Source organism: Enterococcus durans (assembly GCF_002277935.1).
Lineage (GTDB): Bacteria > Bacillota > Bacilli > Lactobacillales > Enterococcaceae > Enterococcus_B > Enterococcus_B durans.
In genome coordinates this window covers 2,808,031-2,828,832 of record NZ_CP022930.1, presented here as the reverse complement: position 1 = coordinate 2,828,832, position 20,802 = coordinate 2,808,031, and the positions used below count along the sequence as shown (strand labels likewise).

The 20,802-nt window shown below is 37.2% G+C and carries 22 protein-coding genes and 1 other annotated feature; of the genes, 18 read left to right on the top strand and 4 right to left on the bottom strand.

Annotation, left to right across the window (positions count from 1 at the left end; all coding sequences use genetic code 11):
* The first annotated feature begins 73 nt into the window (after positions 1 to 73).
* Genes rimP through rbfA form a run of 6 tightly spaced genes read left to right on the top strand, consistent with a single transcriptional unit; the run spans position 74 to position 5,055 of the window.
* Positions 74 to 547, top strand: coding sequence for a ribosome maturation factor RimP (gene rimP / locus CJZ72_RS13400; RefSeq protein ID WP_081134991.1), 474 nt, complete (start codon positions 74 to 76; stop codon positions 545 to 547).
* 21 nt (positions 548 to 568) lie between these two features.
* Positions 569 to 1,768, top strand: a complete 1,200-nt coding sequence (gene nusA, locus CJZ72_RS13395) for a transcription termination factor NusA (RefSeq protein WP_081134993.1) — start codon at positions 569 to 571, stop codon at positions 1,766 to 1,768.
* A gap of 23 nt (positions 1,769 to 1,791) precedes the next feature.
* A complete protein-coding gene (gene rnpM, locus CJZ72_RS13390; RefSeq protein ID WP_005875920.1) occupies positions 1,792 to 2,085 on the top strand; it encodes an RNase P modulator RnpM in 294 nt (97 codons plus the stop codon).
* On the top strand, positions 2,082 to 2,393 hold the full coding sequence (locus tag CJZ72_RS13385) for a YlxQ-related RNA-binding protein (RefSeq protein ID WP_005875918.1): 312 nt from the start codon (positions 2,082 to 2,084) through the stop codon (positions 2,391 to 2,393). Before rnpM ends, CJZ72_RS13385 begins: the two co-directional genes overlap by 4 nt.
* Before the next feature lie 12 nt (positions 2,394 to 2,405).
* On the top strand, positions 2,406 to 4,685 hold the full coding sequence (infB, locus tag CJZ72_RS13380) for a translation initiation factor IF-2 (RefSeq protein ID WP_095443958.1): 2,280 nt from the start codon (positions 2,406 to 2,408) through the stop codon (positions 4,683 to 4,685).
* Between the two features lie 22 nt (positions 4,686 to 4,707).
* The gene (gene rbfA / locus CJZ72_RS13375) at positions 4,708 to 5,055 is read left to right on the top strand and encodes a 30S ribosome-binding factor RbfA (protein ID WP_005875913.1); all 348 of its coding nucleotides are present in this window, start codon (positions 4,708 to 4,710) and stop codon (positions 5,053 to 5,055) included.
* A gap of 208 nt (positions 5,056 to 5,263) precedes the next feature.
* On the opposite strand, the gene CJZ72_RS13370 is transcribed toward rbfA, so the two are convergent.
* A complete protein-coding gene (locus tag CJZ72_RS13370; RefSeq protein WP_081135856.1) occupies positions 5,264 to 6,559 on the bottom strand; it encodes an ISL3 family transposase in 1,296 nt (431 codons plus the stop codon).
* A 622-nt stretch (positions 6,560 to 7,181) separates the two neighbouring features.
* Here CJZ72_RS13370 and truB point away from each other — a divergent pair.
* From truB to CJZ72_RS13355, 3 genes are all read left to right on the top strand, one after another.
* Positions 7,182 to 8,105 (top strand): tRNA pseudouridine(55) synthase TruB, encoded by a 924-nt coding sequence (gene truB, locus CJZ72_RS13365; RefSeq protein ID WP_081135745.1) that lies wholly within the window; start codon positions 7,182 to 7,184, stop codon positions 8,103 to 8,105.
* A 4-nt stretch (positions 8,106 to 8,109) separates the two neighbouring features.
* Complete coding sequence (gene ribF / locus CJZ72_RS13360; RefSeq protein WP_005875909.1) at positions 8,110 to 9,045, top strand: riboflavin biosynthesis protein RibF; 936 nt, start codon at positions 8,110 to 8,112, stop codon at positions 9,043 to 9,045.
* Between the two features lie 300 nt (positions 9,046 to 9,345).
* On the top strand, positions 9,346 to 10,131 hold the full coding sequence (locus CJZ72_RS13355; RefSeq protein WP_095443957.1) for a glucose-1-dehydrogenase: 786 nt from the start codon (positions 9,346 to 9,348) through the stop codon (positions 10,129 to 10,131).
* 193 nt (positions 10,132 to 10,324) lie between these two features.
* Here CJZ72_RS13355 and CJZ72_RS13350 read toward each other — a convergent pair whose 3' ends face one another.
* From CJZ72_RS13350 to CJZ72_RS13335, 3 genes are all read right to left on the bottom strand, one after another.
* Positions 10,325 to 10,786 carry a helix-turn-helix domain-containing protein gene (locus CJZ72_RS13350; protein ID WP_081135750.1) on the bottom strand — a complete coding sequence of 154 codons (462 nt, stop codon included), beginning with the start codon at positions 10,784 to 10,786 and terminating at the stop codon, positions 10,325 to 10,327.
* 400 nt (positions 10,787 to 11,186) lie between these two features.
* Positions 11,187 to 12,545 carry a branched-chain amino acid transport system II carrier protein gene (gene brnQ / locus CJZ72_RS13340; protein WP_081135755.1) on the bottom strand — a complete coding sequence of 453 codons (1,359 nt, stop codon included), beginning with the start codon at positions 12,543 to 12,545 and terminating at the stop codon, positions 11,187 to 11,189.
* 136 nt (positions 12,546 to 12,681) lie between these two features.
* Positions 12,682 to 12,922, bottom strand: a binding site (T-box leader).
* Positions 12,923 to 12,996: 74 nt separating this feature from the next.
* A complete protein-coding gene (locus tag CJZ72_RS13335; protein ID WP_095443956.1) occupies positions 12,997 to 14,523 on the bottom strand; it encodes a helix-turn-helix domain-containing protein in 1,527 nt (508 codons plus the stop codon).
* A gap of 167 nt (positions 14,524 to 14,690) precedes the next feature.
* Here CJZ72_RS13335 and CJZ72_RS13330 point away from each other — a divergent pair, with 167 nt between their 5' ends.
* The 9 genes from CJZ72_RS13330 to CJZ72_RS13300 all read left to right on the top strand — a co-directional run bounded on the left by CJZ72_RS13330 (position 14,691) and on the right by CJZ72_RS13300 (position 20,601).
* Positions 14,691 to 15,209, top strand: a complete 519-nt coding sequence (locus tag CJZ72_RS13330) for a hypothetical protein (protein ID WP_081135760.1) — start codon at positions 14,691 to 14,693, stop codon at positions 15,207 to 15,209.
* 26 nt (positions 15,210 to 15,235) lie between these two features.
* A complete protein-coding gene (locus CJZ72_RS13325; protein WP_171024618.1) occupies positions 15,236 to 15,880 on the top strand; it encodes a hypothetical protein in 645 nt (214 codons plus the stop codon).
* 8 nt (positions 15,881 to 15,888) lie between these two features.
* Positions 15,889 to 16,182: a hypothetical protein gene (locus CJZ72_RS13320; protein ID WP_095443955.1), complete on the top strand. Its 294-nt coding sequence runs from the start codon at positions 15,889 to 15,891 to the stop codon at positions 16,180 to 16,182.
* A complete protein-coding gene (locus tag CJZ72_RS14870) occupies positions 16,179 to 16,850 on the top strand; it encodes a hypothetical protein (protein ID WP_232509754.1) in 672 nt (223 codons plus the stop codon). The genes CJZ72_RS13320 and CJZ72_RS14870 overlap by 4 nt, the downstream gene beginning before the upstream one ends.
* A 117-nt stretch (positions 16,851 to 16,967) precedes the next feature.
* Positions 16,968 to 18,293: a hypothetical protein gene (locus CJZ72_RS13315; RefSeq protein WP_232509753.1), complete on the top strand. Its 1,326-nt coding sequence runs from the start codon at positions 16,968 to 16,970 to the stop codon at positions 18,291 to 18,293.
* A 646-nt stretch (positions 18,294 to 18,939) separates the two neighbouring features.
* A complete protein-coding gene (locus tag CJZ72_RS14865; protein ID WP_227260376.1) occupies positions 18,940 to 19,263 on the top strand; it encodes a hypothetical protein in 324 nt (107 codons plus the stop codon).
* Between the two features lie 118 nt (positions 19,264 to 19,381).
* Entirely contained in the window at positions 19,382 to 19,534 is a 153-nt protein-coding gene (locus CJZ72_RS14860; protein WP_227326483.1) for an NUDIX hydrolase, read from the top strand.
* A 24-nt stretch (positions 19,535 to 19,558) separates the two neighbouring features.
* Entirely contained in the window at positions 19,559 to 19,795 is a 237-nt protein-coding gene (locus CJZ72_RS14855) for a hypothetical protein (RefSeq protein WP_232509752.1), read from the top strand.
* Between the two features lie 71 nt (positions 19,796 to 19,866).
* Positions 19,867 to 20,601 carry a hypothetical protein gene (locus CJZ72_RS13300; protein ID WP_095443954.1) on the top strand — a complete coding sequence of 245 codons (735 nt, stop codon included), beginning with the start codon at positions 19,867 to 19,869 and terminating at the stop codon, positions 20,599 to 20,601.
* Positions 20,602 to 20,802 lie beyond the last annotated feature (201 nt).

Sequence of the window (20,802 nt, the reverse complement as noted above, 5' to 3'; positions counted from 1 at the left end):
CTGTGAGTGAGCGGATTTTTCGCTCACTCTTTTTAATGGAATTATGGATTCAATTTTTAAGGAGGCGAAATTCTTGAGTAGCGTCGTTGAAACAGTCACAGAAATGGTGACTCCGATTTTAGAGGAACAAAATTTTGAACTTGTAGAAGTAGAGTTTGTGAAAGAAGGAAAAAGTTGGTTCTTGCGAGTATTTATTGATAAAGATGGTGGAATCGATATTGAAGAATGTGTCTATGTCAGTGAAAAATTAAGTGAAAAACTCGATGCAATAGATCCCGATCCAATCCCACAAGCATATTTCCTAGAGGTGTCATCTCCAGGAGCAGAACGTCCGCTAAAAAAAGAAACAGATTATGAAAAAGCACTAGGTGAATACATCCATGTGTCTTTCTACCAACCAGTGGATGGAGAAAAGCAATTTGAAGGATTTCTTCAGTCATTTGATGCTGACCAGCTTACATTGAAAATACGCATAAAAACACGGGAAAAAGAATTGATTCTTGACCGAAAAAACATTGCCAAAGCTCGCTTAGCAATCCAATTTTAATCACGGAGAGGAAACAGAACAATGAGTAAAGAAATGTTGAACGCGTTAGATGCATTAGAAGCTGAAAAAGGAATTTCAAAAGAAATCGTAATTGACGCTTTAGAAGCAGCTTTAGTTTCTGCATATAAACGCCATTATGGTCAAGCACAAAACGTAGAAGTAGAATTTGACCAGAAGAAAGGGAAAATCCACGTCTATGCAGTGAAAGAAGTGACAGAAGAAGTCATGGATTCACAGTTGGAAGTATCATTGAAAGATGCACTTTTGATCAATCCAGCATATGAAATCGGCGACACGATCCGATTTGAAGTTACACCAAAAGATTTTGGCCGCATTGCTGCGCAAACAGCGAAACAAGTAATCTTGCAACGTGTGAGAGAAGCAGAAAGAACAATTATCTATAATGAGTTCAGTGCATATGAAAAAGATATCATGCAAGGAATCGTTGAACGTCAAGATAAACGTTACATTTACGTGAATCTTGGAAAAATCGAAGCAGTGTTATCTAAACAAGATCAAATGCCGAATGAATTCTATCAACCGCATGATCGGATCAAAGTGTATGTTTCTCGAGTAGAAAATACCTCAAAAGGTCCTCAAGTTTTTGTTAGTCGTAGCCATCCAGATCTTTTGAAACGTTTGTTTGAACAAGAAGTACCAGAAGTATACGATGGTATCGTTGAGATCGTCAGTGTCGCAAGAGAAGCGGGTGACCGTTCTAAAGTTGCTGTACGCTCAAATGATGAAAATATCGATGCAGTAGGAACTTGTGTTGGTCCGAAAGGGCAACGTGTCCAAGCAATCGTCAATGAATTAAAAGGTGAAAACATGGATATCGTTGAATGGGACGAAGATCCAGCAGTATTCATCGCCAATGCATTGAACCCAGCGCAAGTCATGGATGTCATCTTTGATGAACAAAATCCAAAAGCTTGTACAGTCGTTGTTCCTGATTATCAATTATCATTGGCAATCGGTAAACGTGGTCAAAATGCACGATTAGCTGCAAAACTAACGAACCATAAGATCGACATCAAGTCAGAGTCAGACATGGCTGCATATTATGAAGAACAAGCAAATAAAACTGAAGATGCAAGTAATGAATCAGTGGCAGAAGCACACGATGAAGCAATCATCCAATCTGATTTGACAGATGACGAATATGAAACAATCGCGTTCAACGATGAAAAAACTATCGAAGAAACAGACCAAGATGCTTAACAGATAGCTTAGGAGGCAAAGAGATGAAACAAAGGAAAATCCCTTTACGCAAATCTGTCGTTTCAGGTGAAATGAAACCAAAAAAAGAGATGATTCGTATTACTCGTTCGAAAGAAGGAGAAGTATCAATCGATCCAACTGGGAAAATGCCAGGACGAGGCGCGTATGTCTCACTTGAGCCAGATGAAGTACAACAAGCTTGGGATAAAAAAATTCTCGATCGAGCACTTGAAACGAGTTTGACTGATGAATTTTATCAAGAATTATTAGAGTATGTCACACACCAAAAAGCACGAAAAGAGCTATTTGGTAAATGAGAGAAGTCAATCGGCAAAAAGCCATGAATCTCATTGGATTAGCGATGCGCGCTGGCAAACTAGTCACGGGCGAAGAGCTAACGATTGCAGATATCCGCAGAAACAAAGCCAAAATCGTCTTTGTCGCGAATGATGCAAGTGAAAACACGAAGAAAAAGATTAAAGATAAGAGTTCATACTATGAAGTTCCTTGCTTTGAGCTATTTTCTGAAGCGGAAATCACGCAGATGATCGGAAGACCTCGCAAAGTATTTGGGATCCTGGATAACGGATTTGCGAAGAAAACCAAGGAGCTAATTGAAGGTTAGGAAGGTGATTGCATGAGCAATAAACGAATTTATGAACTAGCAAAAGAAATGAATAAGTCTAGTAAAGACCTTGTGGAAAAAGCACAGAAGCTCGGTATTGATGTGAAAAATCATATGGGAGTCATCACAAGTAGTGATGAAAAAAAACTGCAACAAGCATTTAAACCACAAGGAAATAAGCATACAGCACAGCAAGAAAGCCAAAAACCAGCCAAAAAGCAGCCGAACGATCAGCCTAAAAACGAAACAAAACCAAAACAACAAAAAAATAACCGCAACTATCAAGATCGCGGTCAAGGGAGCGGTCAAGTGAATCAAGGAAAAAACCAATCAACAACTCAAAACCGAAATAATAGTGGAGGCGCTACTAACCAAAATCGCCAAGGTGGAAATCAAAGCCAAAACAGAAATACAAACAACAATCGCGGAAAATTCAACAATAACAACCGCAATCGTTTTAATAAAAAAGGAAAAAAAGGCAAACAACAGACATCAAATAAACCAGCTGTACCACCACGTAAATTCCGTGAGTTACCAGAAGTATTAGAATATACTGAAGGAATGAATGTGGCAGATATCGCTAAAAAAATCCATCGTGAACCAGCTGAGATCATCAAGAAATTATTCTTGCTTGGTGTAATGGTCAATCAAAACCAATCCTTAGATAAGGATACGATCGAATTATTAGCAACAGATTATGGGATGGAACCTCAAGAAAAAGTTCAAGTAGATATCGCAGATATCGATAAATTCTTTGAAGCGGAAGAAGTAAATCCTGAAAATCTAGTATCTCGTCCTCCAGTTGTAACTATCATGGGACACGTTGACCACGGGAAAACTACGTTACTTGATACCTTACGTCATTCACGTGTAACAAGTGGAGAAGCTGGCGGGATCACGCAGCATATCGGTGCCTATCAAATCGATATCGACGGCAAACCAATCACATTCTTAGATACACCAGGACATGCGGCGTTTACAAGTATGCGTGCGCGTGGAGCAAGTATCACAGATATCACGATTTTAGTAGTCGCAGCTGATGATGGTGTGATGCCACAAACAGTGGAAGCCATCAACCATGCAAAAGCAGCCGGTGTGCCAATCATCGTTGCTGTGAATAAAATCGATAAACCAGGTGCGAATCCACAACACGTCATGCAAGAATTAAGTGAATATGAATTGATTCCAGAATCATGGGGCGGAGAAACGATCTTTGTTGAGATTTCGGCTAAATTTGGCCAAAATATCGATGAATTATTAGAAATGATCTTATTGGTTGCTGAAGTTGAAGATCTTAAAGCTGATCCTACACAACGAGCAATCGGTACAGTTATTGAAGCCCGTCTTGACAAAGGAAAAGGACCTGTAACTACATTACTTGTCCAACAAGGAACATTGAATGTCGGGGATCCAATCGTTGTAGGGAATACCTATGGACGTGTACGTGTGATGAACAACGATCTAGGCCGCCGTGAAAAATCTGCCGGTCCAGCAACACCAGTTGAAATCACTGGATTAAATGATGTACCACAAGCTGGTGATCATTTCGTTGTATTTGAAGATGAAAAAACAGCTCGTGCTGCCGGTGAAGAACGTGCAAAACGTGCGTTGTTGGAACATCGTGCTGCTACAAGCCGTGTCACATTGGATACTTTATTCGAAAGCTTGAAAGAGGGAGAATTGAAAGATGTCAATGTGATCATCAAGGCTGATGTACAAGGTTCTGCCGAAGCATTAGCAGCATCATTGAATAAAATCGATGTAGAAGGCGTACGTGTGAAAATCGTCCATTCTGCAGTTGGTGCGATCAATGAAAGTGATGTCACACTTGCTGCTGCAAGTAATGCGATCATCATCGGTTTCAACGTTCGTCCTACACCACAAGCGAAGAGTCAAGCAGATGCAGAAGAAGTAGACATTCGTTTGCACCGTATCATCTACAAAGCAATCGAAGAAATCGAAACAGCGATGAAAGGCATGCTTGATCCAGAATTTGAAGAAAAAATCACAGGGCAAATGATCGTTCGTGAAACATTCAAAGTTTCGAAAGTCGGAACGATTGCAGGAGCATACGTGACAGAAGGCTATATCCGCAGAGATAGCGGTGTACGTGTCATTCGTGATGGAATTGTTATCTATGAAGGCCAACTTGCTAGCTTGAAACGCTTCAAAGATGATGTAAAAGAAGTGAAAATGGGCTATGAATGTGGCGCAATGATCGAAAAATTCAACGACATCAAAGTAGATGACGTCATTGAAGGATTCATTATGGAAGAAATCAAAAACGACTAAATGAATGGGGAGGCCGCTCAATATGGCAAACTATCGTGACCGCCGAGTCGGTCAAGAAATTTTAAAAGAAGTAAATGATATATTACGTAAAAAAGTACGTGATCCTCGTGTTGAAAATGTTACGATCACCGATGTTCATGTAACTGGAGATCTGCAACAAGCAACGATTTATTATAGTATCTTATCTGATCTAGCATCGGATAAGAAAAAAGCAAAAGAAGGCTTAGAAAAAGCTAGTGGCTTGATTCGCCGTGAATTAGGGCATAACTTGAGTATTTATAAGACACCTGAATTGACTTTTGAACTTGATGAATCAGTTGTCTACGGCAACCATATCGACCAATTATTACGAAACCTGAATAAAGACTAGATCTTACTCCTAAAGGCAAATTTGTTCAATATTAAAACCGTTATTCACCAAGTTTAGATACCTGGTGAATAACGGTTTTTTTGCTATATTTTTGGCTATCTTCTTGAGGAGAAGAGCAAAAAAAGGGCTCTTTGTCAATAAGGACTGATGAGTTTTGTAAAGTGAAATCTGGGATAGAAGGACTGACCTTCTGTCTCAGATTTTTTTGTTATTTCACTTGAATCAATTGATTGATCAAAAAAATCCTGATTTTCATGTTCTCAAATGATTTAAATCCATAAGATAATCGTTTCAGTGTCTTGATATGGGTATTTTTGGCCTCTATTTTGCCATTAGAATACGGGTAAATCATAGCATTGTAAATCCCTTCTTCGTAAGTTAAAAGGTTTTGAAGTTTCGTGCGAAATTGGACATCAAGTGTTTCAGGAAGATTTTTTAATAAGGTAAAAAATAAGTCAGGTTCTTTGTCTCGAAAGGCTTCGGTCAGCTCATGGAAAAAAGTATAGGCTTCCTTTAAAGGCGTTGAAAACGCCAGTAATCGATCGATCATCATTGCTTCAGTGAGTAGCGGGTATTTAGGTGCACGAAAACTGCGCCATGTTTTGTAGTCATAGTAATTGATTTTTTGACGGTTTTTTAGAAGAAAGCGCCAGTTCTTTTTCACTTTCTCGGCTTCTCTTCGTTGCCCTAACTGGTGTAATCTTTTCATTTCTTGTACACGAAAATCATTGAATGCCTGATTCAGATGTTTGGTGATATGAAAACGATCAATGACGACTTTCGCATTCGGTAAGACACGTTTTGTCAATTGGAAGTAGGCGGCATTCATATCTGTCACTAAGTATTCCACCGCTTCAGGATTCGTACAGCGACTAAAATAGTGTGTCAAACGCGATAATTTACGTGTAGGCAAAATATCAATGAGTTTTCCTGTCTCGCCATCCGCACAAATAAAGCTCATTTTATCCTCAATCGAAGCGTGCGAACGAAATTCATCCACCATCAATACTTTTGGCAGGGTCCTTTTTGACGGCTTCGGAAGATAGTTTTTCAACTCTTTCAATGTACGAATCACAGTCGTCAAAGATACCTGACAAAGCTTGGCAATCAATGATAAAGACATCTTTTCGGCGAGTAAAGCAGTGATTTTCCATTTGACATGATTGGCAATCGAATGTCTAGGACGGACAAAGTAGCTTTGGGCTGTCCAATGACGCAAACAGTTTTTACAGGTGTAGCGTTGCTTTTTCAAACGCATGATCAGTGGCATGTGGTTGTATTCTTCAAAGCGGACAATAGTTTTCTTCTTGCCATTCTTCACAATGGTCGTTTGACCGTGAGCATCGATTACAGAGGAACCGCAATGTGCACAAGCACAAGGAGCAGGAGAGAGAACCGCATCGATGACCATCGTTTTTTTGTTTTGAAACAGCTCGTAAGAAACTTCAGTGATTACTAAATTTTGGTCTATTAATCGCAACATTTTTTTGATAGAATCATTCATAGAACATATCGTCCTCTCGTAGTTTATTTTGTGGTGATTTAATCATACTAGAGAACGATATGTTTTTTAATACCTAAAATGAAAAATGGGGCTGAAGAATCAATTTTGATTCATCAGTCCCATAAATTATAGAGCCAAAAAAACTAATAAGCTACGTATAATGATAAGTATTTATTAAAAAAAGGGTGTGTTGGACCAAAGTAAGAAACGCTTTTGTCTCATTCTTTAAAAACGAATAAACGGTGGGAGCAGAAGCAACCCCTTCAGCTTAAATATGAATAAACAGTGGGAACAGAAGCATCTTTTTCGAATAGAAGAGCGATTCAGCACTTCTGTTCCGACCTGACTGGATCATTTCATCAACGCTAAAGTCTAGGGGAAAGATTATTTGCCTGATAACCATCCATATAGCCAATCAAAAGGTACAAAGAAAAAATTTTCCATAGTGTTCCCTCCTTTGATTAAAGCATACCATAGTAGCTATTTACATGATGATGAAGATTTATTACAGTTGTATTGCTAAAGAATAAAAACCGTAGAGAAGCGATTCAAAGTCGTTAGCAAATACATTTCATGTGTTATAATTGTACAGTTGATACCTCAAATGAAAAGGAGAAAAATTATGGATGGTTTATTACCTTTATGGAAAGAACGTGGCATGACCAGTCATGACTGTGTATTTAAATTACGAAAAATTTTACATACGAAAAAAATCGGGCATGGCGGAACATTGGACCCTGATGTAGATGGTGTTTTGCCGATTTGTATTGGAAAAGCGACGAAAGTCATCGAATATTTAACAGATTCAGGTAAAACATACGAAGGAGAAATCACCCTAGGCTTTAGTACAACTACCGAAGATCGTTCCGGAGAAAAAGTAGAGAGCAAACGTGTGGGTATACCTTTAGAAGAAGAGCAAATAGATGCTGCGATGGAGAGTTTTGTTGGAGAAATCACACAGATTCCTCCGATGTATTCCGCAGTAAAAGTGAATGGCAAACGACTTTACGAATATGCCAGAAATAACGAAACAGTAGAAAGACCAGTGCGCAAAGCCCAAATCTATCGTTTTGAGCGAGCAAGTGATATTCATTGGAATGAAACAGATGGGCTATTGTCTTGGCGTTTCGAAGTAGAATGCGGCAAGGGTACCTACGTCAGAACATTAGCTGTTGATACAGGAAAAAAACTAGGCTATCCTGCACATATGTCAGATTTGACTCGTACGGCTAGTGCCGGAATGAAAAAAGAACAGGCAATTACATTGCAACAAGTAGCAGATTACATGGAAAGTGGAACGATAGAAGCGCATCTGCTGCCATTGGAAGTTGGGGTTGCTCGCTTCAAACGGGTAGATATCAGTGATGATGTATGGCAGAAGGTTAAAAATGGGATGCGTCTTGAATACAACGTCTTTCAATTAGATCGTATGTCCACAGAGGAAATTGCGCTTTTCTATCGTGACCAAGTCGTGAGCATTTACCAACCGAACCCTAAAGAAAAAAATAAATTAAAACCAAGTAAAGTGTTGAGAAACGAGGTATAAAAACATGAAAATCATCAAAATCAGACATCCCTATCAAATGGACCAAATCCCTAAAGAGGATGTTGTATTAGTATTAGGCTTTTTTGATGGTGTGCATAAAGGACATCAAAAAGTAATACAAACAGGCAAAAAAATTGCGGAAAAAGAAGGATTAAAGTTGGCATTGATGACTTTCAATCAACATCCTTCAATCGTTTTTAAAAAAATCAATCCCAGTCAGGTTAAATATTTGACGACATTAGCACAGAAAGAAGAAAAAATGGCAGCGTTAGGTGTTGATTATCTCTATGAAATTGATTTTACTTCTTCGTTTGCACATTTAGCCCCACAAGATTTTGTCGATCAATATATCGTGGGACTACATGCAAAGTACGCTGTTTCAGGTTTCGATTATACGTATGGTCCAAGAGAGATTGCAGATGTTGCGCACTTGCCACAGTACGCTAAAAAGCGATTTGAAGTTGTGACGATCCCGAAGGAAGAAAATGAAGGAGAAAAAATAAGCTCCACGCGCATACGTCACTTATTAGATAATGGCAAATTAGAAGAAGTCACTAAGCTTTTAGGATCGGTTTATGAAGTAGAAGGTGTAGTCGTACATGGTGATGCTCGTGGTCGTTTGTTAGGATTTCCTACAGCTAACGTGAAAGTCAAGAGTACCGTTCATCTTCCTAAAGAAGGAGTTTATGTCACTGAGATCAAAGTTGGCGATACTTGGTATAGAGCAATGGGCTCGATTGGGCATAATGATACCTTTGGCGAGGGCCGTGAATTGACTGTTGAACTGTATATTTTAGATTTTGCACAAGATATTTATGGGGAACATGTCACTATCCGTTGGAATCATTTCCTGAGAGATCAAGTGAAATTTTCGAGTGCGGAAGCTTTGATCGACCAATTAAAAGCAGATGAACAAGCGACAGCCGACTATTTCAACTAATTTTTAGGAAAAGAAACTAGGACATAAATGGTTCATTATGAGGAAATGAGTCTCAAAAATTACTTTTCATTCTTTTGTGGATTGTTGACTTATTTTTCCAAGGAAAAACTCCTTCTGCTATTTATTCGTGTTTAGGGTGTGAGGCGAAAGTATTTATTTCTTTTGTTTCATGCCTTTTTTTGACGTACAGCATATTATTGGTGCAACTATTCGTAAGCGTATTGTTTGCTTGAAATGGTAGGTCGTATAGTACACTTTAAATAAGTTGATCATAAAAGATCAAGAAGGGTGGAAATATAGATGTATAAAGATCTTGAAAACAAGGTAGCCGTAGTAACTGGTGGTTCAAAAGGAATCGGAACAGCCATTTCAGAACGTTTTGGTAAAGAAAAAATGAAGGTCGTTGTTAATTACAATTCAGACAAAGAAGGAGCAGATGAAGCTGTTGCTGCAATCAAAGAAGCAGGAGGAGAGGCAGTTGCTGTCCAGGCAGATGTCAGCACAGAAGAAGGAATCAATCGCCTGTTAGAAACAGCGCTCAACAAATTCGGGCAACTGGATATTTGGGTAAACAATGCAGGCATGGAAAATCAATCTGCAACTCATGAACTAAGCTTAGAAGATTGGGAAAAAGTTATCAAAGTGAATCTAACAGGCGTATTCTTAGGGACAAAAGCAGCGTTGAATTATTTTAAAGGCGAAAATCGAAAAGGAAATATCATCAATATGTCTTCCGTCCATGAACAAATTCCGTGGCCAACTTTTACCCACTATGCTGCATCAAAAGGTGGAGTCAAATTGTTTACGGAAACTGTCGCTATGGAGTATGCCCCAGATCATATTCGAATCAACAGCATTGGTCCGGGAGCCATAAAAACGCCAATCAATGCGGAAAAATTTGAGGATCCAAAGCAAAAAGAAATACTTGAAAACATGATACCGATGGCACGAGTTGGCCAACCGAAAGAAATTGCCGCTGCTGCTGCTTGGTTAGCTTCTGAAGAATCTAGTTATGTTACAGGGATCACCTTATTTGTAGATGGTGGTATGACCTTATACCCTTCCTTCCAAGGTGGAAAAGGCTAAGAGTAGGATGTGGGAAATCAATCTTGAATAAATAGCTGAGGTCCTAAAAAATTCTTCTAGATAAAGTCGTGTCTAATCTATGTGGATGATTTGAATGATTTGCTCACACGAGAGGCGATCAAAAGCAATTGCTGACCAGAGTATAAGGAACTAGATCTGTGTCAGCAATTGCTTTTTGCAGTATGTCCTCTTGTTAAGAACTTGCCATTTTTTTCAAGGTAATCGCTGATTGTTTTTGCAGTAATTTGTAGATCCAATGACTAAAGTTCATCACATAATTGAAGTTGCCCCCAATGGTTAGTTCATAGTGGTTCTGTTTGAGGTGTTGATAGTGAAGTAGACGCTCTTTTTTATTGGCATAGACATCTAGATGATAAGTAAAAACAGTATCTTTAAACTTTTGCATTGCATAAAAATCAGTAGTGACAATTGAAAATCTTAATGTGACAGGAGCTTCAAAAATCTGCTTGTTTTCTTGGTCTTGGTTGGTCTCTTCGACGCCATATAAAAAATCATATAGATCTTGTTCGGTAAAACGCCATTTACCACCTGCTTTAGTTCCGTGTAGTTTTCCTTCTTGTAAATAATTTCGAATAGAACGCGTTGTCACATTCAGCTGTTCCGCAAGTTCTTGTACGGAATAATAATCTTTCATATATCTCTCTCCTAATAGTTACCTACTAAATGGTAGATATTTTTGATAACTGACAATAAAAGGTCAAGCTATCACATTTATTTATTCATCAAATATTCTGTATCATTTTTCATTGTATTCACGTAATAGATAAAAAATTGCTCCTTATTAAAATAGTATAGGGTTGCTTAGCTGTGTATCTTTGAAGATACTGAAAAATAGAGAAGCAGAGCAAAAGAGAAAAGGAGTGTGGGACAAATCTAAAAATCAGTTTTGCCACAGACTCTAACTCCGAATAAACGGTGGGGGCAGAAGCAACTCCTTCTTAAATAAGCCGAAATTCACAAAAATTTGAAAAGCAATTTTCGTTAATTTCTTCTTATTTCTCGGAGTTAAACACTTCTGTCCCAACCTCTTTATTTTATTTAGATGAAATCGTTTTTTGATACGAATAGTTTTTTTCAAATAGACAAAGAAGCAACCCAAGAATGAACCCTGCGAAAGTAGGAAGAATAAAGCCAAGCCCATTCGCAGCAAATGGGATCGTATGTGTATACCAAGAAGTTAAAGCAGAAGTGAAAGAGTTTTGTACGGGTAAAGCTTTGATTCCATCTAAAAGTGCTGGAATCACTGTGAAAAGTGTCGTCATTTGATAAACGATCTTGCGATTCTTGAATAAACCAGAACAAAGAGCTGGCAATATCATTGCCATTGCCAAAGGATAAAGGAGCATCAAAAATGGCATTGTCCAAGAAATGATCGTATTCAAACCAAAATTAGCAGTAGTGAAAGAGAGAATCGTAGTGACACGAAGCCAACCTTTATAACTAAGTATAGGGAAACGAACTGAAAAATCTTGAGCAAATGAGGCAATCAACCCGATAGCAGTAGTGAAAACGGCTAGAATCGTCATTGTTCCCATCAGTGCTAAGCCGGCTTTTCCAAAATAAGCTTGAATGATTTGGGTTAATGCAATCCCACCATTTTCAGAAACACTGAATCGTGTAAGAGACATTGAGCCTAAAGCGATGATTCCTAAGTAAATCCCGCCACATAAAAGCATAGCAAGAGAGCCAGTTTTGATCGTATTTTTGGCAATTGCGTCTTCTTTATGGATCCCCATACCTTGGAGTGAACGAATGATCGTAACACCAAAAGCTAGAGCAGCCAATGCATCCATTGTATTATAGCCTTCTAAAAAGCCATTCGTAGTGGCGCCATGTTGGTAAGTAGCGATGGGTGTCCCGTCTAGTGGTCCAAATGGAGAGAGGAAGGCAACGATGAATAAAAGAAATAAGATTATTAAAAATAAAGGATTTAACCACTTCCCAATTATTTTAAGTAAATTTGATTCATGAATTGATAGATAATAGGCAAGACCAAAAAATATAGCAGAAAAAATCAATAAACCAATCGTTGAATATTTAGCAGGTAAAAAATTTCCTAGGCTAAATTGATAACCTAAGGCAGCAGTTCTCGGCGTAGCAAACATTGGCCCTAAGGCAAGATGATTCATAACCAGAAAAGTAACGCCATACCATGGAGAGACATGCTTCGCAAAATCGTATAATCCAGTCGATTTCGTTTTACTTAGTGCAACGAGTGCAGCTAAAGGCAATAATGTTGCACTAAGTAAAAAACCGATACCAGCAGATAGCCAATGGTCGCCAGCAAGCTGTCCTAAATGTGCTGGGAAAATCAAGTTTCCTGCACCAAAAAACATACCAAAAATAAGTGAAGCAACTAATAATAATTTCTTTATAGATAATTTTTCCATCATAAAAACCCCTTGTCTTTTTAGTTAAAAATGAGCAATGTGATTTTTGATGAGACTCGATCATCCTTGCTAAGATACATATCCATCTTCCTTTCTGTGGGTGGTAAATACAAAAAAGCCCGCTGGAATAATTATTATTCCAACGGGCAATAGTCAATTGCGGTACCACCGTTTTTTTGTTTGAAAAATCAAACAATCTCTCAGCGACTCATTAAAAAATGAAGCGCATTATCCGATAACGGGGATCACCGTCACAAACTTCTTACGTCACCTGTGCATCTCCAGAGCTACATTCACTTATAGAGGAAATACGATTTCACACCACCCAATCGCTCTCTTGATTTCCATCTATCAGTTACTCTCTCTATCAATGATTTTTTGTCATTATAGCTGTATTATTATGCAGTGTCAAGCTTATACAAAAAAAATCTGAAAATTACAAAAATATATTCCTCTAATATTTATAAATACTGTTGTGTTTTTGAAGTTTTAGAAAATCATGGTTCCAATGATTGTTTACAATTCGATTGTAAGAATGCAAAATATTTTTAAAGTCTTCAGGAGTAGGATTGGAGTGGATAGAAACGACTTCGCACTCTGTTAGATTCAAAGATGGAAGATCAGTAACCAGCAAATCGTAATTATTCGCAGAGTGACATACTTCAGACAATGTAAGGTGATTCAAAGAATGGATATCCAAGCGAAACCCTAGATGGTATTGGATATCATTTTTTAGAAAAAGGCTATGTTCATAGCTTGTATTAAAGAATAAGCCTGTCTTCACTTTAGGTGCGATCGTTTCCAACTGTTCAGATAAACTGATCCAAGAAGTAACTAGCATAAATAAATATTTATTGATAACGGAAGTATCTAGATAGATCGCTAACTGTTCTTTCATAAGTGATTCTTTGATAATCGTGCAGATCCGTTGGGTAAAACTAGAATAGTAGTTATTTAATTGGCTAAAAAATTCTTCATTGGGATTATACAAAATCGTCGCAGGCCCCCAAACATAGGTGGTTGCATTATATAAATAAAGCAATAGGTCATTTTTATTCTCCACCGTCAGCTTTTCTTGCTGTTCAATGGTATTCAATAAATCTAAGAGAGCAGATCTAATTTGATTGATTTGATTATTTTTTTGAGATTTTATCCGCAGTTCTTCAATCGACCAAGCAAAATTTTGATTGAAAAAGACATAAAATAGTTGGTAAGTGATTTGAGGAGTTACAGCTATCTTATATTTTTCATATATTTTACTGCATACTTGATGGGACAATTGGAAATCTTTTCTGACTGTTTGCTTTGTTTGGCTAGTAAATAGATGACCTTTGCGAATCCGTGAAAAGCAAATAAAGAGCATGATCCGAAATTTATTGCGATACGCATATACTTGTCGTTGAGGAACAAACAATTCTGGATAGTAAGAAAAAAATTCTCTGTAGATATCATCGAATAAGTCCAGTGCATCATCACGTATAAATTCATCAGAAACACCATATTTTTCAGTGAAAAAGCAAAAGGAAAACCAGCAGATTTTTCGTTCATCGCCGACGATGTCTAGTTGACTCGAGTCAACTAATAAACTATAGGGAGCAAGTAGTTGATTAAGTTCAGCAATTTTCCTCTTCAATGTTGAGGTACTAAAAAAAAGCTTGTCAGCCAGTGAGGTGAGATTAGGATAATGATTGATAAAGATTTCTTCCAATAATGTAAAACGCAATGATTGTTTATACAATTTCGAAAAAATAAAGAAGCCGTTTTGCTGTGGTGGCAGAAACAGACGTATTCCTCGCTGTTGGCTACTATTTATTTTTGCAGGCAGAATATACTGGTTGATTTCACTGATATTTTGACGAATCGTAATTTCAGATAATCCTGTTGTTTTTGCAATATCTCTGATTTTTTCCCATTTTCGAGGTAGTAAGTAACTAATGATTAAATAATGTTTCAATAATTTATTTTCCAACAATTTTTCCATAACTTTCCTCCTATTATCATCTAACGATAGTTTGAAAATGAACTCGCGCGACAATAAATATTGTTTTATAGTTATTTTTATCATCGTTGGACAAATAATTATACAGGTAAATCCAACATGATTATAACAACAGAGGGAGCGAAAAAATAGAGGAAAGGTAGAAAAAGTTGGGAAAATTCAGAAAAGTCAAACGAATAGTCTTGGTTCTATTGTGTAGCTGCTTTATTGGGGTGGCATGCTACTACTATTATTTCATACATTATACAAGACCAGTCGTTGTAGCAAATCAAACAAACGGGGCAGAATCTAAATATGTCAAAAATATGTCTGATAAAGACTTTTCGGCTTATTTGCAAGGGCAAGCAGACAAGAGTCAATTTCGCTTAAAAATGGAATCGGATATGTTTTTTGAGAAAGCAGACAAGGTGGGGAAAGTCACGATATTAAACCCAAACAGTAACCATTATGCAATTCGCGTTCAAACAACAATCGAAAACCAAGAAGCGATTATCTATGATTCAGGAATGATCAAACCGAAACAGTTTGTCGAGAATGGTGAATTGAAAAAGGCCATACCACAGGGTGTTTATAAAGTGAACCATCATGTTATTTACTATGAACTTACAAATCTAAAACAGAAAGTCGGCGAAACAGTTATCGTGGGCCAGCTTGCAATCAATCAGTAGTTTTAGAATAAATGGAGGAAAATAAAGTGAAAAAAGTAAATTTAATAAAAGTTACCGGCGTACTACTGTTCAGTAGTTTTGCAATTTTGAGTGGAACAAAAGGTTATGCGTATGAGAATGGTCAAAATGATCCTAATACACAGACACAAGAAATCAAAAAACAAGATTCTGCGACCTTACCAGCAGAAGGAACATTCCAAGAATTTGATCCAACGAAACCAGTTGATCCATCTCTACCAAATCCAGGACCCACAGATAAAGCTTGGGTAGATGTAGAAATTCCTACAAAAATCTTATTTGGACAGACGGATATTAGCTCAGGTATCATCTCACCAAATTATGAGATCAAAAATCTTTCATCAAAAAGTGTTGAAATAGCAATTATGGATTTCAAGGATCGTGCAAAACCCGCCACAGGAAAGTCGGATGCTGAAAAAATCAGTGATCAGCTTACCCTGGATTTGAAAAATGTGACAAGTAACACAGTTGTTCCTCTACACACAACTGACGCGAAGAATCCAGCCCAATTTCCTGCAGATTTAGGTGCAATCACCACACAAGGAGAAAAACTCGTTTTTCAATTGACAGGAAATGTAGCAAAAGGATTTCAGTTTAGTCAAACAGCGATCCAGCCACAGTATGATATGGTTTTGAAATTTGAAGTAAAATAGGAGCAATAATGAAAAAGCAAAAAGAAATTTTTTCAGTGATGAGCTTACTTATTTTTCTCTTTTTGCACCCTTCCTTCAGCTATGCAGAATCAGTAGAGTCCTATAGAGATATTCCTGTTGAAGGGATCATCGGAAATCCTTCTGTAGTAAAAAATGAACCATTAGTTTCAGAGTTCATTTCCAGAAATACATTTCCAAAACTATTCGAAGCTACAGGAAGTACTACTGTCCTTTCTATTTTGGGCATATTGTTAGTGATGATCGTAATTGATATTTGTTGGATAAGGAGGAACAATCAATGAATCAAACAAAAAAAATAGGCCTAACCCTCTTTTTCGTGTTGTTTTTTTGCTGTTCCTTTTCTACAGATAGTTATGCAAGTGATTCAGGAAGTACTGCGAGAGAAGTGGCACAGGATGTGACCGAGTCCCAATGGCAGATGATGAAGGATTATTTTTCTCAAACCCCTGTTGCTGCGACAGAAGGATATACGATAGGAACAGATTTTTCACCTGATTTTGAGCAAAGCTGTCAGTATCATGAACGGAATGAATACAATTATACAGGTTCTGCTAAACGGATAATTACGAAAATCACTTCCAGTGATCCTGATACACTCGAAGTTAGCTATTCCAATCATACTATTCAAATGAAACGTGGAAAAGGAAACAACGATCACGTACTGGTCACGATCGAATACCATTTGGAATGGAGCTTCCGAGTACAAGAAAAAGTTCTTGGCACATGGTGGAGCGTGAACGATCAAATTGGCTCAACTGGGACATTTACAGATTCTATAGACGTTACTGTGGAACAAATACAGTTTACTGTTACACCAAAATCTACCAATCGAATTGAATTGAATCTCTATGATCCCAAAAAGATAGACCCACTGACATTTGTAGATTATTCTGGAAATACAGGCCCCGTAACGAGTTACATGCAGGAAAAACCAGATGATAGTAAATGAGGAGCTACTCAGGGGAAGTTTGTCTTTTCAGATACTAAATACACTCAGGCAGTAGTCATTCCCTTTACCGTAGTCGACACGACCCCACCTACTGGAAGATTGAAAGACCCCTTGACTATGGAACTAGGAACATTGCCTAATCTTGTCGATCTTTTCGACTATGAACCATATGATAATGATTGGCAAACGGTGGATATTCTATCATCTTTTGATTTTAAACAGTTAAAAAAAGGAACACAGCCAATCCAATTGATTCTGGAAGACCAGTCAAAAAATCAAGCAAAATTGACTAGTACGATCGAGGGAGTGGATACGACTCCGCCAAACGTAGCCACAAAGAGTGCAACAATTGAATATGGCGAAAAAATCGATCCAAGTGACTTCATTGTTTCTGCTACGGATAATGATCCCGATGGTGGGATTGCATACTCGTTTGAAAAGCAACCAGATAGGTATCAAAGTGGTACGCAAGAAGTCACCATTCTTGCTACAGATGCATCAAAAAACACAGTAAAGGTGAAAGCAAGCTTGATTGTCAAACCTGATATAACTGCCCCAAGTGCAGACGGTATTTTACAAATGGTTCCGATAAATGGATCTTTGCCAACTGACCCACTGACGACAGTGACAAATCTAAAAGATAATGAAGATGTGACAAAACTTTCTTGCAAATATCTTGTACTTCCTGATACCTCTAAAGTAGGCTTAACCAGTACAACTGTAGAAATAGCAGATCGAAATGGCAATAAGAGCCAAGTAAAGGTGGGTGTATTTGTTTATGACGATCATAGTATATACGACAAACAATATGTCCTAAGCGCACAAAATTTTACACTTTATTCTAATGAAGTCGATGGAACGACGATTGATGAAACTATACTAAAAAAAAGTAAAGCAAAAGCGTGGGATATATCCTCAGGAAAAGAAAAATCAGACATCAAAGTAATCACACAGAATGTCCAAAATAAATTCGGCACATACACCGCAACATTAGCGATAGGGCAATTGACACAGACGATTCAGATCAATGTATTGGACGCCAAAGAATTGATCGATATTTCACTTCCGCAAAAAGTGATTTTCGGTTCTACGGATATCCAACATGGGACCGTGAATTCACCCAAATATGAGATCGTCAACCATTCTACTGTACCTGTGGATGTCCAAATCGCTCAAATCAAAGTTGATCCAGCTTCCACTATTCCCTTGCTAGATCAGGCATCTTCACCGGAAGAAAAAAAAGCAGGTGTAGAGTTAAAATTAATCACATCGGAAGGATTTCTCGACCAATCATTTGCAGTTGATACGATACTAAAACAAACGTTAGGAATTTTACATGCGCAAGAAAAAGGTAACTTCATCTTTTCAGGAAATTATTATGGTTCCTATAAGAAATCTGCACACTGTAACTTCACGATGATCTTCAAATTTGAAGCACAATAAAGAGAGTCAGGAGGATTTTTTCTTCTGACTCATTTTTTAGTCACAACGTTTGATGGCTTTGAAGAGAGGCGCAGTTAATCATATTGGTTGATTCTGTCATGGATGACCGGTGCAGTGGCGTTACCCTTGAATGAGCGTGACTACCAAAATAGACAAAGTACGTAAATCTCACTAAGTATCAGGTACTGTTCGGTGAACTTTTGTTAGAAGAGGCAGGTGAGATGTTTGGAAAAATAGGAGTATTTCACGATTCATTGATAGACAGTGAGAATAATATAGTAGTTCAATATCTATCTTTATTGAAAAGGATTTATCCTAAGTATTAGGGTATACTTTAAGTAGTGCAATCTATGGAATACGGAGGACTTTTATGAATTAGACATCACTTTCTAAGGGAATCATCCAATCGGCAAGTGTTTTTTATGGAACTTTTTTTATCGCCCTGTTTATTGGACAATATTTTTTATCCGAGGGTTCTTTAAGAGAGTATAACACAGGCGGGAATATTAGCTTTTCCTCAAATCTATTTGTCAGTATTCTTCAGATTTTTCTTTTTAATCTCCTGTCGATTTTAGCAATCATTGTGGCTAACTTATTTTCCAAAAGAAAAACCGCTGAACACGCCTATAGGGGCTCTGGCTTTCTCGTGCTATTTGTTTTAGGTACGATTTTCGGATTGACACTAGGCTCTAATTCGTTTGGCGTGGTAAGAGAGAATGCGGTGCTATCCCAAAAATTATTCGATCTTTTTAAAATCACACGGTATTCCGCACTATGGGAATTTTCAGCATTGGTTCTGGTAAATAGTGTTACGATAGATAAAGGAATCCTTCTGACAACAGGGAAAAAAACCCATGTACGTTCTTTCAGAGAAATAAGCTATTCTTCTGCTGAATTAAAGATGCTATCACTCGCCTTTTTGTTTTTACTTGTAGGGGCAGTTGTGGAAAGCCGCTTACTAACAAAGTAATTAGGAACTGCTGCGTATTGTGATTCAGAACAAGGGTAACTTTATGTGTCACGAATGTTGATTTTCATCATTTTACGATCAAAATTTAGAAAAATAAGTGGAATAGACAGGAGAGAACATGAGGAAAAAGAGTATTGAATGTTGGATATACAACCGAATAGAAAAACAATTTTTGTTACTTTTAGTTAGTAATTCTGCTGTTACTTTTTGGCAACCTATCACAGGTGGAATCAAACGAAATGAATCGTCTGAAAATGCTGCTATAAGATAAATATATGAGGAAACAGGGATTATAGTGGAACATAATTGTATTTTTTCAATTGGAAAATATAGTGTAGCGATAAACGCTGATTTAGTCATCGACAAACAGTTATATTTAATGGTTACTACCGAAAAATATGTGAAAATATCAAAGGAACATGCGGATTATAGATGGGGAAAGGCAGAAAACATACCTGATAATTTAAAATGGAAAAATAATATTGAAAGCTTCACACACTCACTTAAGTTAGTTCAATCTTTTTTTGTTTAATTAAATCGCACAAACAATAAAATTTACGTTAAAATAGACGAAGGTAAATGAGTTAGAACGGAGTCTACAGTATGAAAAAAAATGTCAAAAAAGAGTATTTATATACGTCCTTGATCATAGTAATAGCTTTTTTTTCAGTGAGTATTTTCTATTTTTTTAATAAAATAAAACAAGAGGATATAGTAAAAGAGGAGAGTAAAACAATAAATATCATCAATTATGCTCAACTAGATGGTTATTATTTAGGATTCATGAAAAATGCAAATAGTGATGATCCAAAGCAACTTGTTTTTTTTAGACTTGAAAAGGTTCGTCCTAAAGATGCGCAAACCCCTCAAGCAGATATTACATATCAGGCTATTGATCCTTCTGTAAGTAAAGATATTTCCTATGATTTTCTGACTAGTGAGCTGAATAAAAAAGCCCCTGAAAAATTATTGGATTCTCTTGCGGTGTTTGGACAAGGACCTCTTTATTGGTGTAAAACGACTGAAACATCGGAAGCAAGCAAAGAAGCAGCGGCTTCGCTTTACACAAGTAAAAAAAATGATAAATTAAGTTTGATCATAAGCTACAGTGGGAGTGATGAACCAAATCTAAGTTCTTTTTCACTAGCTAAGGTCAACAAGAATAAGATGAACGATAAAGGAATAGCAATCATAAAACAATATTTATTGAATCCAGAAAAAAACGAGCAATCGTTATTAAGTTATTATGGTATATTTGAACTCGATAAAGCTATATCGATGGCGAATCAAGGAATGTTTCGCTATATCGGGGTAAGAGCTACGCCAATTTTTGATTAACAAACGGAAGACGTTGACATTTTGCTGTAAACTATCGATAGTCAAGATGAGAGAGATTACTTGGTTAATATGATGAAACAAAGGGATAACCCTAAAATCAAAAAAGAGGTCTAGACAAAAGTCGTTTAGGTTTGAGAAATTTGAGAAAAAAACGAACAATACGTTATTTGTATTGCTCGTTTTTTTGAAATTTCCGAAAAA

Coding starts and splice junctions, on each gene's coding strand:
- infB (WP_095443958.1), top strand. CDS start 2,406: ATGAGCAATAAACGAATTTATGAACTAGCAAAAGAAATGAATAAGTCT.
- nusA (WP_081134993.1), top strand. CDS start 569: ATGAGTAAAGAAATGTTGAACGCGTTAGATGCATTAGAAGCTGAAAAA.
- brnQ (WP_081135755.1), bottom strand. CDS start 12,545: ATGATGGAAAAATTATCTATAAAGAAATTATTATTAGTTGCTTCACTT.
- CJZ72_RS13320 (WP_095443955.1), top strand. CDS start 15,889: ATGAAAAAGCAAAAAGAAATTTTTTCAGTGATGAGCTTACTTATTTTT.
- rnpM (WP_005875920.1), top strand. CDS start 1,792: ATGAAACAAAGGAAAATCCCTTTACGCAAATCTGTCGTTTCAGGTGAA.
- rbfA (WP_005875913.1), top strand. CDS start 4,708: ATGGCAAACTATCGTGACCGCCGAGTCGGTCAAGAAATTTTAAAAGAA.
- CJZ72_RS13315 (WP_232509753.1), top strand. CDS start 16,968: ATGGAACTAGGAACATTGCCTAATCTTGTCGATCTTTTCGACTATGAA.
- CJZ72_RS13335 (WP_095443956.1), bottom strand. CDS start 14,523: ATGGAAAAATTGTTGGAAAATAAATTATTGAAACATTATTTAATCATT.
- CJZ72_RS13355 (WP_095443957.1), top strand. CDS start 9,346: ATGTATAAAGATCTTGAAAACAAGGTAGCCGTAGTAACTGGTGGTTCA.
- CJZ72_RS13350 (WP_081135750.1), bottom strand. CDS start 10,786: ATGAAAGATTATTATTCCGTACAAGAACTTGCGGAACAGCTGAATGTG.
- CJZ72_RS13370 (WP_081135856.1), bottom strand. CDS start 6,559: ATGAATGATTCTATCAAAAAAATGTTGCGATTAATAGACCAAAATTTA.
- CJZ72_RS14870 (WP_232509754.1), top strand. CDS start 16,179: ATGAATCAAACAAAAAAAATAGGCCTAACCCTCTTTTTCGTGTTGTTT.
- CJZ72_RS14860 (WP_227326483.1), top strand. CDS start 19,382: ATGAGGAAAAAGAGTATTGAATGTTGGATATACAACCGAATAGAAAAA.
- ribF (WP_005875909.1), top strand. CDS start 8,110: ATGAAAATCATCAAAATCAGACATCCCTATCAAATGGACCAAATCCCT.
- CJZ72_RS13385 (WP_005875918.1), top strand. CDS start 2,082: ATGAGAGAAGTCAATCGGCAAAAAGCCATGAATCTCATTGGATTAGCG.
- CJZ72_RS13300 (WP_095443954.1), top strand. CDS start 19,867: ATGAAAAAAAATGTCAAAAAAGAGTATTTATATACGTCCTTGATCATA.
- truB (WP_081135745.1), top strand. CDS start 7,182: ATGGATGGTTTATTACCTTTATGGAAAGAACGTGGCATGACCAGTCAT.